At 34.4% G+C, this 14,920-nt stretch carries 14 protein-coding genes; 7 read left to right on the top strand and 7 right to left on the bottom strand.

Annotated features, from left to right (window positions below):
* Positions 1 to 113 precede the first annotated feature (113 nt).
* Complete coding sequence (locus tag K5783_RS05725) at positions 114 to 266, bottom strand: hypothetical protein (RefSeq protein WP_297472854.1); 153 nt, start codon at positions 264 to 266, stop codon at positions 114 to 116.
* A gap of 85 nt (positions 267 to 351) precedes the next feature.
* On the opposite strand from K5783_RS05725, the gene K5783_RS05720 reads away from it, so the two are divergent.
* Positions 352 to 663 carry a hypothetical protein gene (locus tag K5783_RS05720; protein WP_297472852.1) on the top strand — a complete coding sequence of 104 codons (312 nt, stop codon included), beginning with the start codon at positions 352 to 354 and terminating at the stop codon, positions 661 to 663.
* On the opposite strand, the gene K5783_RS05715 is transcribed toward K5783_RS05720, so the two are convergent.
* Both K5783_RS05715 and K5783_RS05710 read right to left on the bottom strand, forming a co-directional pair.
* A complete protein-coding gene (locus K5783_RS05715; protein WP_297472849.1) occupies positions 655 to 1,158 on the bottom strand; it encodes a hypothetical protein in 504 nt (167 codons plus the stop codon). The genes K5783_RS05720 and K5783_RS05715 overlap by 9 nt on opposite strands.
* A gap of 176 nt (positions 1,159 to 1,334) precedes the next feature.
* Positions 1,335 to 2,687 (bottom strand): cation-efflux pump, encoded by a 1,353-nt coding sequence (locus tag K5783_RS05710; RefSeq protein ID WP_297473410.1) that lies wholly within the window; start codon positions 2,685 to 2,687, stop codon positions 1,335 to 1,337.
* A 100-nt stretch (positions 2,688 to 2,787) separates the two neighbouring features.
* Between K5783_RS05710 and K5783_RS05705 the strand changes: the two genes are divergently transcribed.
* The 3 genes from K5783_RS05705 to K5783_RS05695 are packed head-to-tail and all read left to right on the top strand — an operon-like array spanning position 2,788 to position 7,402.
* Positions 2,788 to 5,982 carry a peptidase gene (locus K5783_RS05705; protein WP_297473409.1) on the top strand — a complete coding sequence of 1,065 codons (3,195 nt, stop codon included), beginning with the start codon at positions 2,788 to 2,790 and terminating at the stop codon, positions 5,980 to 5,982.
* A gap of 55 nt (positions 5,983 to 6,037) precedes the next feature.
* On the top strand, positions 6,038 to 7,030 hold the full coding sequence (locus K5783_RS05700; protein ID WP_297472847.1) for a CFI-box-CTERM domain-containing protein: 993 nt from the start codon (positions 6,038 to 6,040) through the stop codon (positions 7,028 to 7,030).
* A gap of 48 nt (positions 7,031 to 7,078) precedes the next feature.
* Positions 7,079 to 7,402 (top strand): hypothetical protein, encoded by a 324-nt coding sequence (locus K5783_RS05695; RefSeq protein WP_297472845.1) that lies wholly within the window; start codon positions 7,079 to 7,081, stop codon positions 7,400 to 7,402.
* Here the strand turns inward: K5783_RS05695 and K5783_RS05690 are convergent.
* The 3 genes from K5783_RS05690 to K5783_RS05680 all read right to left on the bottom strand — a co-directional run bounded on the left by K5783_RS05690 (position 7,397) and on the right by K5783_RS05680 (position 10,765).
* Positions 7,397 to 8,977 (bottom strand): radical SAM protein, encoded by a 1,581-nt coding sequence (locus tag K5783_RS05690; RefSeq protein ID WP_200829042.1) that lies wholly within the window; start codon positions 8,975 to 8,977, stop codon positions 7,397 to 7,399. The two genes, K5783_RS05695 and K5783_RS05690, sit on opposite strands and share 6 nt — an antisense overlap.
* 63 nt (positions 8,978 to 9,040) lie before the next feature.
* Complete coding sequence (gene larB, locus K5783_RS05685; RefSeq protein ID WP_297472842.1) at positions 9,041 to 9,817, bottom strand: nickel pincer cofactor biosynthesis protein LarB; 777 nt, start codon at positions 9,815 to 9,817, stop codon at positions 9,041 to 9,043.
* A gap of 33 nt (positions 9,818 to 9,850) precedes the next feature.
* Positions 9,851 to 10,765 carry a malate dehydrogenase gene (locus tag K5783_RS05680; protein WP_297472839.1) on the bottom strand — a complete coding sequence of 305 codons (915 nt, stop codon included), beginning with the start codon at positions 10,763 to 10,765 and terminating at the stop codon, positions 9,851 to 9,853.
* Between the two features lie 144 nt (positions 10,766 to 10,909).
* On the opposite strand from K5783_RS05680, the gene larC reads away from it, so the two are divergent.
* The 3 genes from larC to K5783_RS05665 are packed head-to-tail and all read left to right on the top strand — an operon-like array spanning position 10,910 to position 14,093.
* On the top strand, positions 10,910 to 12,136 hold the full coding sequence (larC, locus tag K5783_RS05675) for a nickel pincer cofactor biosynthesis protein LarC (RefSeq protein ID WP_297472837.1): 1,227 nt from the start codon (positions 10,910 to 10,912) through the stop codon (positions 12,134 to 12,136).
* Complete coding sequence (gene larE, locus K5783_RS05670) at positions 12,133 to 12,930, top strand: ATP-dependent sacrificial sulfur transferase LarE (protein WP_297472835.1); 798 nt, start codon at positions 12,133 to 12,135, stop codon at positions 12,928 to 12,930. Before larC ends, larE begins: the two co-directional genes overlap by 4 nt.
* A complete protein-coding gene (locus K5783_RS05665; protein WP_297472832.1) occupies positions 12,927 to 14,093 on the top strand; it encodes a cysteine desulfurase family protein in 1,167 nt (388 codons plus the stop codon). The genes larE and K5783_RS05665 overlap by 4 nt, the downstream gene beginning before the upstream one ends.
* Here the strand turns inward: K5783_RS05665 and K5783_RS05660 are convergent.
* Positions 14,090 to 14,890: a PEFG-CTERM sorting domain-containing protein gene (locus tag K5783_RS05660; protein ID WP_297472829.1), complete on the bottom strand. Its 801-nt coding sequence runs from the start codon at positions 14,888 to 14,890 to the stop codon at positions 14,090 to 14,092. The genes K5783_RS05665 and K5783_RS05660 overlap by 4 nt on opposite strands.
* Between the last annotated feature and the right edge of the window lie 30 nt (positions 14,891 to 14,920).

Raw genomic sequence — 14,920 nt, 5'->3', positions numbered from 1 at the left:
AATTCAAAGAAACCCCGATAAAAACCATGCTAGGCACCAAATTGAACGAATTTTCCATGTTTCTTAGATCTAATTGCCTTCTTGGCTTTATTTTGGTATGTTTTTGATAGAAATTATCTAAAGTCTTCATCTTCTGTCCAATCATTTCCTTGAACATTCCATATGGTACATTTACAGCATTTTTTAATTCCTCGTTGGGCATCTATATCTATACAAAAACAGTGCTCACCTTTACCTGATGGATCGTAATTACAAAGTTTTTGCATGATTCTTTTACTCTCTTTTTCTTAATTATCTTATTGGAATCAAAATTTAAAAAGTTAATAATTTCTAAAACCTTTGTTATTGTAAATGGAATCTACTTTTGATAAAGAAAAAGTTGTAGATTGTATGTTTGATCCAGTCACTTCTTCAATTTTGGCCGAACTTGAAGATGGTGAAAAAGAATGTTCATTTTTGGCTAAACAATCTTCTATATCTGAAAATGATGTTTTAGAAAGACTTTCTTATTTAATTGAACATAGATTCATTTTAAAAAATTCTGATGGTGAAAATTGCATACTTTTAGCAAATGCAGAAAAACTCAATAGTATAGTTGAAAACAGTGATAACTTTGATGCTACTATTAGCGGTCTAGAAAAAATGGATAGTTATCTAAATTAATCTTTTTCTGTTTTTAATTTCAATAATTCCTATTGCAGCTAATCCTATCATCCCCGCAACAATCACATAAACTGGAATAAAACCAAGTGCTTTTTTTCCTGAATCGGGAATTGGTCCAATAGCCCCAAATACTTGGGTTTCTTCATTACTGTTACTTTGAATAATTAGTTTGTATGTGCCAGAATCTACAACATCAAATTCTCCTTCAACAGTTTCTTCATTGATTTCCTGAGAAATTATTTCAATATCAAATGGATTCAAAATTTTTGCATAAAATGTATTTTCTTCAAATTCTATTATTTGAACTGCAAAAATTCCAATCGATGTAATTTGTGAATCAAAATCAGTGGAGATTGTGAGTGTTTGTTCGGAGCTTATCATTCCGTTATCTTGAACCATTCCTTCCAATATCGCTTGGTTTCCTAAAACTAGGATAAATAATCCTGCAATTATTAAAATTCCTGACCCAACTATCAGGACTCCTGATTTTCGCACAAATTCATAACTATTTTCTTTAGTTTAAACCTAATTTTTCAATAAATGGAAAGCCTTCTATGAAAAATTAGGTTAGATTAAATTTAAACAAAGAATCTGCGAAATAATGTTCTCTTGAAAATCCCTTCTGGAATTGCACTAGGGATGTTAGTCGTGTATCTGACCCGTATTTTGGATTAGATGGGCTCTGGATGAATTGTTATTACAGAATCGCTTATCTCTGCTCTGATTTTATTCTCTATTTCTGAAACCAAATCATGAACTTTTTCAATTGACAATTCCCCATCAAACGAACAGTCGATATCAATTTTTAGAATATTTTCAAAATTCAAAGACATTATTCTTCCAATCTTTTTGATTTCTGAATACTTTTCTAATATTCTCTTTATTTGATTTTCAGTAATTTTATCCTCCAAGTTTAAATTTTCTGGTATTTTTACAAAAGGCTCCAAATGGATTGTAGCATGTTCTATTTCTGGAATGTTTTCATAAATCTCATGTTCAATTATTTCAGAAATTTTATGTGCAGACAAAAGATTCATCTCTCTATCCACCATTACGTGTAAATTCGAAAATATTTTTCCTTTGGTCTTGTGAGTATTTACATTGTGAACTTCTTTAACTCCTTTTACCCTTTTTGCAATTTCCAGAATTTTTGAATCTAATGGTACATCTTGCCAATTTGGTTCAAAATGTACAGTTATGGTTGAGTTTAAAATTTTATTTTTTATGTTTTTCTCAACATTATTACTGATTTCATGAGCTTTGTCAAAACTTGTGTCTCCCCTTAATGATATTGTAATATCTGCAAATATTGTATCGCCTGATCTTCTCATTAGTACTGGATCTGCGTTTATTACGCCTTCCGTAGATGCAGCAATCTCCTTTACCTTCTTTACAAGTTCGGGAGAAATGATGTCCGTTAAATCCAGCGCCGTTTTGTAGACTAGCTTTATGCTGAGAACTGCCAAAAATCCTCCTAAGATTAACGCAGCAACAAAATCTCCGAAATACAATCCATAAGTTACAAGAACTATTCCGATAATTGCAACTAAAGTAGATCCCAGATCCATGAATGCATGATAAAAATCTGCCTTGAGTGTGGATCCTCCAATCTTCTTAATTGAATTTCTTAACAGGATCAATCGGAAAATATCAATGCCTATTGTGTACAGTCCTGCAACTATTGCAAAAAGACCTGGCAGAATGGTTGGTGGAGGACTTTGTAATCTGTTGATAGATTCATAAACAAAAAAACACGCTATCAAAAAAATTGCAATTCCTCCAATCATTCCTCCCAATGATTCAATTTTGCCATGTCCGTAGGTATGCTCTGCATCAGCCGGCTTCATTGCCATTCTAGCTGCCAAAAGTAAGACGACTGTTACCACACTATCTAATAATGCATGAATGCTGTCTGTAATTAGGGCTAGACTGTTTGAGATCAACCCGAAAATTAATTCTACTAAAAATGCTGAAAATATGGCTAATAATGAAATCTGTAATACCTTGGTTCTCTGAACAAACATTTTCTCATTTTTAATAATTCTAATCATGTATTACAAGTTTCTAAGAATGAATGATACGACAATGTTATTTGTGATAAAGTGATTTTTTGTAATGTTGGGCATGAAATTCTTGTTTATCGTGATGATTCTTTCTCTAATTACTCTAATTCCAATTATGGATGTTGATGCTTCAAGCAATCCTAATCTCTTTGTCTCTGCTGAAAATTCTCGATTTGCCAATCATTTTTCAGGTTCTATGGTGATTGAAGTTGTAGTAAATGATCCCAACCTCAGAGATACAGATGAAGGAAAGGGGGAACCCGATGTTACAATTAATGGAAAATCATTACGAATGGTTCAAGCTACAAATGGTAACTGGTATGCCTATTTTGCAAATGTACAAAAAGCAAAAGCTGCAGATTCTACAGTTGGCTCTGATGGAAAAGGATTGGATTTTGGTGTTTTCTGTAGTAGAGACACATCATCTACCGTATTTGGAATATCTCTTTCTGAAACTAATGGCTTTGCAGTACCACGTTCTACTGGTTTGGCTGGTTTTACCAATGGTGATTCTTCATTTAATTCATGTACTGGAATTCCTACTGGTTCTTCAAATCTGAACAATGTCATAAGAAAGGCAAAATCGATTAACACAAATTCAAATATTCCTGTTGGCCAAATTGGTTTAAATTCAAATGCATGGCCCTTGATTCAACTTTATTCATTTGATGATGTGATAATTCAATATAATCCGGGTGGTCCAACACAACAAGTATCATTAGAATATGATGAAATGCAGAATATTTCTTTGAATGTTGATAGATCTCTTTATCCAACGAATGCTGAAGTTTTTCTAACTGTTAATGATTTTCAATTAAACCAGGATCCTACTGATGAAGATTCTTGGACATTTGATGTTGGTTCTAGTCCCTCGACATTCTATCAAGCCTTTGATAATACGGGGTCTAATGATGCAAATGGCGGCTCTGGATTAGTAGATTTGGTACCGCACCTTTCATCTTTGGGATTTGAAAATAATGGAAAACTTTCATTGAATGTTGGAAATGTAATGGAATTAAAAACAAACAGTGATCAACCCGCAACATCCGTGAATGACGGAGGTGCAAATACATTTTCAGAAATAGTCACACTAGTTGAACGACAATCTAACTCTGGAATTTTTGAAAGCTTTGATTTTAATGATCAGTCTGTAATAGGAATACTTGATAATGCCCCAAGAGGGCAAACTGGACAAATTACTTACAATGATGAATCTGTTTCTATTTTGACTGGTTCATCAACTGCCTCTGTTTCCGTAAATGATGAACCAGTACTAACCATTGGAAATGGTGCTGAACTGCGTCCAGGAACTAAATATCCCGTAATCTTGATTGATCCAGATCAAAATCTGAACACTGGCGCAAATGATGATTTAGATGTATTCCGAGAAACTGCAATAATCCCTACAATAACTATTGGAAATCCAATAACTCTGGAAAATGCAAATACTGTCCAATTTCATTCAACTTCCCCCACCCTAACAGGTGGCACTAGTGTAACCTCTACTGTGCCTGACTCTAATTCTGATAGATTGCTAATTGACTCCACGACATTGGGAAATGCTTCATATGACATGTTTTCTGCAAACTTGGGAGTTTCTGTATCAACTCTTGCTTCAATTTTACTTGATGATTCTGAATCTAATACAAGTGGAACAAACTGGATAAATTACGATTTAAGATCATTTGAAAAAGAGTTAGGTGTTTCTGACTTTAGTGACACTTCAATTAATATGGCTTTTGGAACCCTTGGTTCCTCGCCAATCACAATTGTTGACGCAGGTGATCTTTCATCAGCACAAGGATTTATCCAAATTGATAATTCTGATGTAAATGCCATATTGGCTGAAAGTGGAAATGTATTTCTTGTAATTGACTTTGATTCTTCTAATAATGATGCTGGTGTAATTGATATTTCTAGTGAAACCAAAAAACAACCAATTGTTTTTGATTTGTTCTCTTTTGGACTAAAAAATGATCAAAGTATTAATAATTCCATTTATCGTTTTGAATTAGAAGAAACTGCTGATAATTCATCAACTTTTGAAGGTACTTTGGAATATGCTGTTACAAATCAATTGAATATACTTGATCCTGGATTTATTCAAACTATAGATACTATTAGTGATGATGTGAAAATTATTGTTACCAATAGATTAATTGATGAATCTGGAATCACTATATCTTATTCAGATATTGATGTAACTGGTGTTACTACTAGGACTTCTGCACAATCTGATATCTCGACACACTCTGGTGCTGTTTCAACTGCAAGCACATTTCGATTTGGACAACCAGTAACAATTACTCTAAAAGATCCTGATCTAAATTTGAAACAAGACTTGGTTGACATTTATTTTGTAATTAACGATCCAAATTCTGAGAATGTCGACACTGTTGGAAAGGATGGGATAAAATTACTTGAAGTTTTGATTAAAGACATTCGTTACAAGCGTTGTACGATAGATGGGGTTGAGTATGGTGGCTTGGGTGCTACTGGATTCACTCTTGTGGAAACAGGGCCTGGCACTGGAATATTTCAAGGAGTTTTCAAAATGCCTTCACAAATCTGCAACAAGTCTGGAACTGCATTAATTTCTTCAGCTGGTGGGAGTTTAGATGTAAAATATTATGATTCTCGTGATAGTTTTGGTAATGCCAACACATTCAGTTTGTTGAGAAGCCAATCGTCTGCTTCTTTTTCTAGTTCACCACAACTAAGTTCATATGAAATAGTAAAACCTCTTTCAGGAAATATTGAGGAAATTATTCTCTCGGGTAGTGTAAATAATCATAGACGTGGAATTCCTTTGGAAGTGAATATTGTTTCTCCTGATGGAAAATCCCAGATTTTTGGAGCAACTCTTTCTAGTGGAGGTAGTTATAGATCGATAATCTCAATTAATGAAAATTCTTTATCTGGAGTTTATGAAATTCAACTGTCTCACAATAACTTTGATTTGGGTTCTATATCCTTTGAAGTAATCTCGCCAAAAATTCCTAATTGGGTTAAGAATACTGCAAAATCTTGGGCTTCTACTTCGATTTCAAATTCTGAGTTTTTAGACGGACTTGAATATCTCATTAACGAAGGAATTATCACTATTCCTTCAACTGAAAGCAGTTCTTCTTTTAATCAAACAATTCCTGATTGGATAAAAAATAATGCAAAGTGGTGGTCTGACAACAAAATTTCTGATGAAGATTTTATAAAATCCCTTCAGTTTTTGATCAAAAAAGGTATCATTAGAGTATAATATGGTCAATTTTTATTTCGTTGAAAACATAAATACTCTCAACTCATGAATCAAAATGAAAATGAGGCTAACAGCATTCTTAGCATTTGCTTTATTGTCTGTTTCAATTCTATCTTATGGCGTTAATGGTTCTGTATTTGCTGATAACCATAATCTTTTACCTGTTAACATTTCTTCAAACGTTAGCATTATTTCAAATGGTGCAAATGTAGTCGTTTCTGGTACTCTGAAAGATTATGATCCTTCAGCACTAAATGCCGGTGCAGTTACTTATGTAGTGAAATCTCCAGAAAATAATCTTGTAACTATTGGTCAATTAATCCCAAATTCTAATGGTTCTTTTGAATTTTCATTCATTGCAGGAGGACAACTTTGGAAACTAAGTGGCGATTATATTGTTGAAGTAAAGTATGGTGGAAATACCAGTGAACTTGTACTTGATTATGTGGGTGGGGAATTAGTTGTTAATACCCCTGAGCCCGAACCAGAACCTGAGCCCGAACCAGAACCTGAGCCCGAACCAGAACCTGAGCCCGAACCAGAACCTGAGCCCGAACCAGAACCTGAGCCCGAACCAGAACCTGAGCCAACATGTGGTGCTGGGACTGAATTGGTAAATGGAATTTGCCAAGTCATTAAATCTGAACCTGAACCAAATGGTGGTGGTTGCTTGATTGCAACAGCAGCTTATGGAACTGAATTGGCACCACAAGTTCAATTCCTTAGAGAAATCAGAGACAATACTGTAATGAGTACCTCATCTGGAATGGCATTCATGAGTGGATTTAACCAATTATACTATTCATTCTCACCAACAATTGCTGATATGGAGAGAGAGAATCCAATGTTCCAAGAAGCAGTTAGAGCTTTCATTACTCCAATGATTTCAACATTGTCAATTATGACATTAGCTGATAATGGTTCAGAAGTTGAAGTTTTAGGATTGGGAATTTCTGTAATTGCACTAAACTTGGGAATGTATATTGCAGCACCGGCATTAATTGGATTTAAAGTTCACAAGCACCTCAAATCCAGAAAAGAATTTTAGTAAATTCTATCTAGTAACTTATTATATTGAGACACATTACGAGTTGTAATGCATACTGAATATGAAGAATTTGAAAATATTGAAGATATGTTCATGTATATGGCATCTGCAGCTCCTCCAATGAAAAATACAATGCCAATTAATTCATACAAAGGATATGTGATGGCATTTATTCCACTCAGTCCTGCAACTGGCGAAACATATCTGATGATTTATGCTAGTGGTTCTCTTGACCCCGGAATTTATGAATTTGATGTTTCATCAAAATCCTACAAAAAAGTTGAAGGAATTGAAAGAGCCGACAAAGTTTACTTTATCTGTTTAACCCCAAAACGAAACACTTTGGCGGATGCAGCTATTAACACTCTATAATTTTTTAGTTTGAATTTTAGGTACAGATACTGATCTACTTCTTGCATACTTGTCAATTATTTCATCAGGGGTTCTACCGTTAAAGAGATCTTTGCATAATCCTCTCAGATATCTCATTATCGCCCATGTTCCTGCTTTGAGAATTCCATACATGAACACCTTCATTGGCGGACCGTATGTCTTATTTCTGAGAATGATGGGTATGATATCATTAATTACTCGTAGATTGTTTTCCCAACATTTCCAAAACAGCGTAAACTGTGCCTCATTCAAGTTACCAAAATGCATTGAATTCTTTTCACTAAAGTCTTGATAAAGTAATGGTGCTACTAATCCTCTAAAATCCATCTCTCTAAAGTCGCTCATCATGTCAATTGTATATTGAATGTCATCTGGGGTTTCGTCTGGCCAACCAATAATGATTGTGGCTGCTGGGAACCAGTGATTTTCATTTAGAATTTTTGCTCCTTCTCTTACCACACTTCCCCATTCTTCAGATGAAAATGGTTTTGTTTTTACACCCAGATGTTTCTTTACCATTGCAGGAGCTACTGTTTCAATTCCTAAATTGGTTGCAAGCCATCTTCCTGTTTTATCTTGTTCATTAATTTGAGAAATTTGTTGCATCAATACTGGGTCTGCTGCCACTGCCGAGAATGTCATATGTGTGGTTCCTACAAAATTTGCCCCTAACCCTTTGAGTCCTTTCCACAAATCCACTATTGCATCTCTATTTGGAATAAAATCTCTATTATCACATCCGTAAAGTAGCATCTCGTCTGAATGCAACCAAACTGAATCAAATCCATAGTCTAAATTGGTTTTTGCTTCATGTTGCAATCTATCCAATGGTAAATCTTTCTTTGATCTTTTATTTACATCACAAAAGTCACATCCCCTTCCACAACCTCTCATTGCTTCAATCAGTGAATTAATTGTAGGTCCTTCGATAACTGGGATGTTTTCAAGATTTCTAACAAAACAATGCATCAATTCTGGCGCATCATTTTTTTCCAGATCTTGGAACAAATCTACTGCTAACTCGTCAGCTTCCCCTACAACAACTGTGTCTATTCCATGTATTTTCATTCTATCTGATTTAGCTAATTCCCAAGCACCATTACCTCCAACTACTACTTTGAAATCATATTTCTTTTTGAGTTGAATAATGTTGGCACACATTTTTTTGAATTTCATTGCAACATAGGATAATTTTTCTGGTGACATTGTTGTTGTAACAGGGGCCATTCCTAATGGATCCATCACATTAATTCCGACAACTTTGGTATCTGGTCCAATCGATTTATGAAGCATTTCTGGGTGTGCCATGAAAACATCTTCTCTTTTGTACCCTCCCTGTATCAATGAACTTTCAATTCTTCTTAGTCCGACTTGGGCAACTTTGACTTCCCCTGTGATTGGATCTGTTTCAACTGATGGACAAAATACTTTATCAAAAACCCATTCCGGTAGTACTTCGTATGGTCCACATGCAATAAATCCATAAAGAAAATTTCCTCTATAATTTGTCATTAAACTACGATCAGCAGTTAGAACAACACGTTTGCCGGCCAACTACCAGACTTCGTCAAAGTATGTTATATATCATTTACGAGACTAATTATGATTGGCTGTAAATTAATTCTTTTTTCTTATTGCTCTATTAGCAATATTTGCCGCAATCCCCCCAGCTGCAATTCCATTATCTATGTTCACCACTGATAACCCTAAAGAGCAACTCTGAAGCATTGATGCCAAAGCAGCTATGCCTTTTTCACCATACCCGTATCCTACAGATGTTGGAATTCCAATTACTGGAATATCTACCATGGACGAAACAAGGGTGGCCAAAGCCCCCTCCATTCCAGCAGCAACAATAATGCAATCCACCTCTTCGTTTATCATTTTTTTCAAAATTGGAAAAATTCTCTGAATTCCTGCTACGCCAACGTCGTACCCTATAATGCATTTACAATTCATGGCTTCACACATCAATCTGGATTCTTCAGCAACTCCAATATCTGATGTTCCGGCAGTAAGAATCCCAACACTTCCCCCATGAGGTTTGATTGGTTTTTTAAGCAGTAATAACGTGGATGCATTTTTTCCAGTTTTTATTATTACTTTCAATCTTTTAGAAAATGATATGATTTCTGGATAGTCATTTTTCTTAATTCTTGATATTATTACGGAATTTGTTTTTTCTAAAGTTTTTTTAATGATTTTCTTAATCTCTTCTATTTCTTTGGTTTCTGCAAAAATTACCTCGGGAATCCCGCGTCTTTTTCTCCTGTTGATGTCAATTTTTGCAAATCCTTCTACTTCTTCAATTGAATATAGTGAAAGGAGCTTTTTTGCATTGTTAATTGAAATTTTTCCAGCACTTAATGATTCTAAAATTTCATTAATTTCCAATGATAGTTTTGATTTGTCAGGATAAAAAAATGCTTAGATCTCAATACCTGAGATGGCAGTTTTAACACTTTCAACGGCTTTATCAAAAATTTGTTTTTCTTCATCATTTAGATCTAACTCTATTATTTTTTCTACTCCCTTTCTCCCAATTACTGCTGGAACTCCGATAGTCACATCTGAATGACCGTATTCACCATCAAGATATGTTGCAACTGGAATGACTTGCTTTCTATCTCTTATTACTGATTCAACAATTGCAGAAATTGCATTTCCAGGTGCATGAACTGTCGCACCTTTTAATTCAATCACTTTGGCTGCAACTTGCTTTGTATTTTGAATTAACTCATCTAATTTTTCTTTTGGAAGAAATGATGATAATGGTATTCCTGAAACGGATGAAAATCTTGGCAATGGCAACATATTTTCCCCATGTTCTCCAATCACTAATGCTCTAATTGAATCCCTGGAATGTCCTGTTGCTTCGTGAATGAATTGTCTGAATCTTGACAGATCTAACATTCCTCCCATTCCAAATACTCTGCTTCTGTCAAAACCTGATACTTTGTAAGTAATGTATGCCATTGGATCAAGCGGATTTGTTACTGGAATAATCATTGAGTTATCTGCATATTTTTTGACATTCTCTACCACACTTTTTACAATAGTTGCATTAATTTTCAAAAGATCCATTCTAGTCATTCCTGGCTTTCTTCCTGAACCTGCTACTACTACTACTATATCAGAACCCTTCATCTCTGCAAAATCGTTTGAGCCTTTAACTTCTACATCAATTCCTTGCTCTGATAACATGTGGTTGATATCCATTGCCTCGCCTTGTGGGAGTCCTTCAACAACATCAAGTAGCAAAATTTGATCATCTAATTTCTTCAAGGCTGAGAATAATGCTGCATCTCCACCTACTTTCCCAGCTCCAATAATTGTAATCATGAAAATCATCGCTGATTTTCAATAATTAAATCTACCCAAGAATTGTGTCTGAACATCAATTAGCAGCACTCCTAAGATCTTAACAGAAATTGAAATTCACAAACATTTAGACGAATTTATAAGTATTTTCAATAATTTTTAATCATGGTTGTAGTAATTGATCCTCAAATTGCTGGAATCTCTGGAGATATGCTTCTATGTTCTTTAATTGACTTGGGTGCTGACAAAAAAAGAGTCATAGATGGAATTAAAATATCTGAAAAATTTCTCTTAAATTCATCAATCAAAAAAATTGATTTTCAAAAAATTCAAAAACATGGAATTGAATCTCTTCAACTGCTTTTAGAAATTGACGAAGAAACTCATGAACGAAAAGGTTCTGAAATTAAAAAGGCAATTACTGATTCTGTCAAATCAATAGGACTCTTAGAAAAATCACAAAAATTTGCAGAATCCTGTATTGATACCCTGATTTCTTCTGAATCTAAAATTCATGGCATTCCTGAAGATTCTGTCCATTTTCATGAGGCATCAAGTATTGATACTCTGATAGACATTGTAGGAATAACAATTGCATTAGAAGATTTAGGTTTGTTTGAAGAGAAAATTGTCTGCTTGCCTGTTTCAGTTGGTGGGGGAACTGTTACTTTCTCGCATGGAACAATGTCTAATCCTGCAAGCGCGATTCTTGAGATTTTCAAAAACTCAAATTTAATCATCAAAGGCAATGATTCAAAGGATGAACTCACTACTCCTACTGGAGCATGTATTTTAGTCAATTTAACAAATAATGCTGTGGAATATTATCCTTACATGAAAGTTGATTCGATTGGTTATGGTGCAGGACAAAAAAATTTTGAAACTTTTTCAAATACTCTTAAAATTATACGAGGATCTCAAAATAATTTTACGATTGACTCAGTTAAGATTCTTGAAACAAACGTGGATGATGTCTCTGGTGAAATACTTGGGAATCTAATTGAAAAAATTATGAGCAAAGGTGCAAAAGATGTTTCAATTTATCATGGAATTGCCAAGAAAGGAAGGCCCACCAATCTTGTGTCTGTGATTTGTGATGATGACAAAGTGGATGATATTGTTGATTCTTTAATTTTAGAAACTGGGACTTTGGGAATTAGAATCTCTAATTCTAATCGCTTTATTGTTCCAAGAACAACACATAGTGTATCTCTAACATTAAACGGTAAATCATTTGTAGTTAATTACAAAAAATCTACTTTCAAAGGAAAAACTGATTTTAAAATAGAATTTGATGATTTGAAGAAAATATCGAACACCGTTGATAAATCCATTAAAGAGACAGAATCATTACTAAGAAAAAAGATTGAGACACTGGAGAACTCTAAATGACTGATCTTGATGAACTTGTAAATTGGTTTGAGGACAAAAATAAAGTAATGGTTGCGCTTTCTGGCGGTGTTGACAGTGCACTTGTTGCATATGCTGCTTTTCAAAAATTAGGAGATTCTGCAATTGCAGTTACTGCTGATTACAAAACGTTGTCTGAGGAAGAACTGACTACTGCCAAGGATGTTTGTACTGAGATAGGAATTAGACAACTTTTCTTGGATTACAATGAGCTTGAAAATGAATATTTTACAAAAAATGATTCAGATCGATGCTTTCACTGTCGAATGGAGTTGGGAGATCATCTGATTGAATTAGCAAAAGAACATGGTGTGCAGATTATTGTTGACGGTACAAATATTGATGATTTAGGAGATTATAGGCCTGGGATTGAAGCACTGAAACAATATGGGATTAGAAGCCCTCTTGTTGAGACGGGATTCTCGAAATCTAAAATTAGGGATGCAGCAAAATCTGTTGGATTATCTGTGTTTGATAAACCATCTAATTCTTGTTTGGCATCGCGTATCCCTTGGGGACAAAGAGTTACCGCAGAAAAATTAACTCGAATAGAATTTGGTGAAACAATTGTCAAACAACTTACAAAACTAAAACATGTGAGAGTTCGAGATCTAAATGGTTCTGCCAAAATTGAAGTTGATAAAGACATGATATCTATATTTGATGAATCTATTTTAGAACAAATTACTGAAAAATTAAAACTCGTTGGATTTAGTTCAGTTGAAATTGATCAGGAAGGGTATAAACCAGGAAAAATCAATGTGATTGCAGATTGATTTATCTTGATAATGCTGCATCCACTAAAATTCATGAATCTGTTTTAGATTCAATGCTGCCTTATCTCAAAGAACAATATGGAAATCCATCATCTATTCATCGCTATGGTAGATTAACTCATAAGGCAATTGAAAAGGCCAGAAAACAAATTGCATCTTTAATCAATGCTGAACCCTCTGAAATTCTAATCACATCTGGTGGCACAGAATCTAACAATACGGCATTATGCGGAATTGCCATGAAAAATCCTGCGTGCAAGATTATTACATCTTTAATTGAACATGATGCAATTTTAGAGCCTTGTAAAAAATTGTCTCAAAATGGATTTGAGATTGATTATCTTCCAGTTGACTCCTTTGGAATGGTGGATTATTTGGAACTTGAAAATCATATTTCTGAAAAAACTTGCCTTGTTTCGATCATGTTTGGAAATAATGAGGTAGGTACCATCCAACCAATCTCTGAAATTGCTAAAATTTGTAATGAAAAAAAAATCATATTTCATACTGATGCTGTACAAGCAGTTGGCAAGATTCCGATTGACGTCAAAAAATTAGGTATAGATTTACTATCTATCTCATCTCATAAACTCTATGGCCCAAAGGGAGTGGGCGCACTATATATCAAAAATGGTATTTCCATTGATCCTGTAATTTTAGGTGGTGGTCAAGAAAATGGTTTGCGTTCTGGAACTGAAAATGTAGCTAATATTGTTGGATTTGGAAAAGCCTGCGAGATTGCTAAAGCATGTTTGGATGAAAATATGTCTCATGTGAAAAAACTACGTGATTACATGATTAAAAGAGTATTAAGTGAAATTCCCGAAGTTAAACTAAATGGTGATTCTGAATGCAGATTGCCAAATAATGCCCATTTTACCTTTCTTGGTGTTAATGGAGAAGATCTAATAATCAAACTCGATGAATTTGGAATTGCTGCATCTACTGGTTCTGCCTGTTCTGTTAACACACAAAAGGCATCGCATGTTTTAGATGCAATGGGGTTCTCTCTAGAACAAATAACAGGATCCTTGAGATTAACTATTGGGATTTTTAATGATGAAAAAGAAATTGATCAAACAGTTGAAGTTTTGAAAAAAGTTGTAAAAGAACTTCGCTCAGTTTCTCCCTTTAAAGAAAAATATTCTTTTGGATTACACTAAATTTTGAGTTGAAATTTCTTCTGGGTCATTACAATTGTTGTCATAATTCCTACGATGAGGATCATTACAGCAATTGTACTGAATTCTGGAACTACATAAGTTCCAATAATCTCGATATCTGAATCTCCCTGTTCAAAATTAATTGTTATTACCCTGGATTCTGAACCTACAACTGATTCTTGGTATGCTACCTCTATTCCATCTATTAGAATAATGAATGTGTCATCTTTCCCGTCTTGTTTTTCTGCTCCTATGAACTCTCGGGGCAAATCTAATGTGATCAGCCCTTCATCTATTGCATCCACTTGTACAATTAACGCAAAAATTTCAGAATCCACTACCATGTTTTTTACTGTTCCGCCTCTGATGGTATATTCTACATCGAATGTTCCCTTGCTTCCAGCATCTACTTCGAAATTGGTTGTAGTTTCTGATGCTTCTGATTTTGGAGTAAACGAAAATGAGCTTTCTGCTATGTGTTCTTGGTAAAACGCTCTGATGGTGTATTCGCCACCTTTTTTCCATACTCCGCCTTCAGCGATAATTGTTTTTGTGAAAGTACCATCTTGGGCTACAATGATCTGTGCAATTTCAATTATTGCACCTTCCTGAACAATTTGTATCAAAACTGGCGTATCGCCAATTACAGTATTTACATTTCCAGAAATTACAATTGTATCTCCTTCATCATAATGGTTATCGTCTGTTTGTATAGTTATGATGGACTCTTGTGCAAATACTGTACTTGTGGAAATTATCAATAATGCTGATAGAATGTAAAATATTCTAAACTCCACAAAGTTTCAAATGCTCATTTGTATATTTTC

It is taken from the genome of Nitrosopumilus sp. (assembly GCF_025699125.1).
Classification (GTDB): Archaea; Thermoproteota; Nitrososphaeria; order Nitrososphaerales; family Nitrosopumilaceae; genus Nitrosopumilus.
This window is presented reverse-complemented; position numbering and strand designations above follow the sequence as displayed.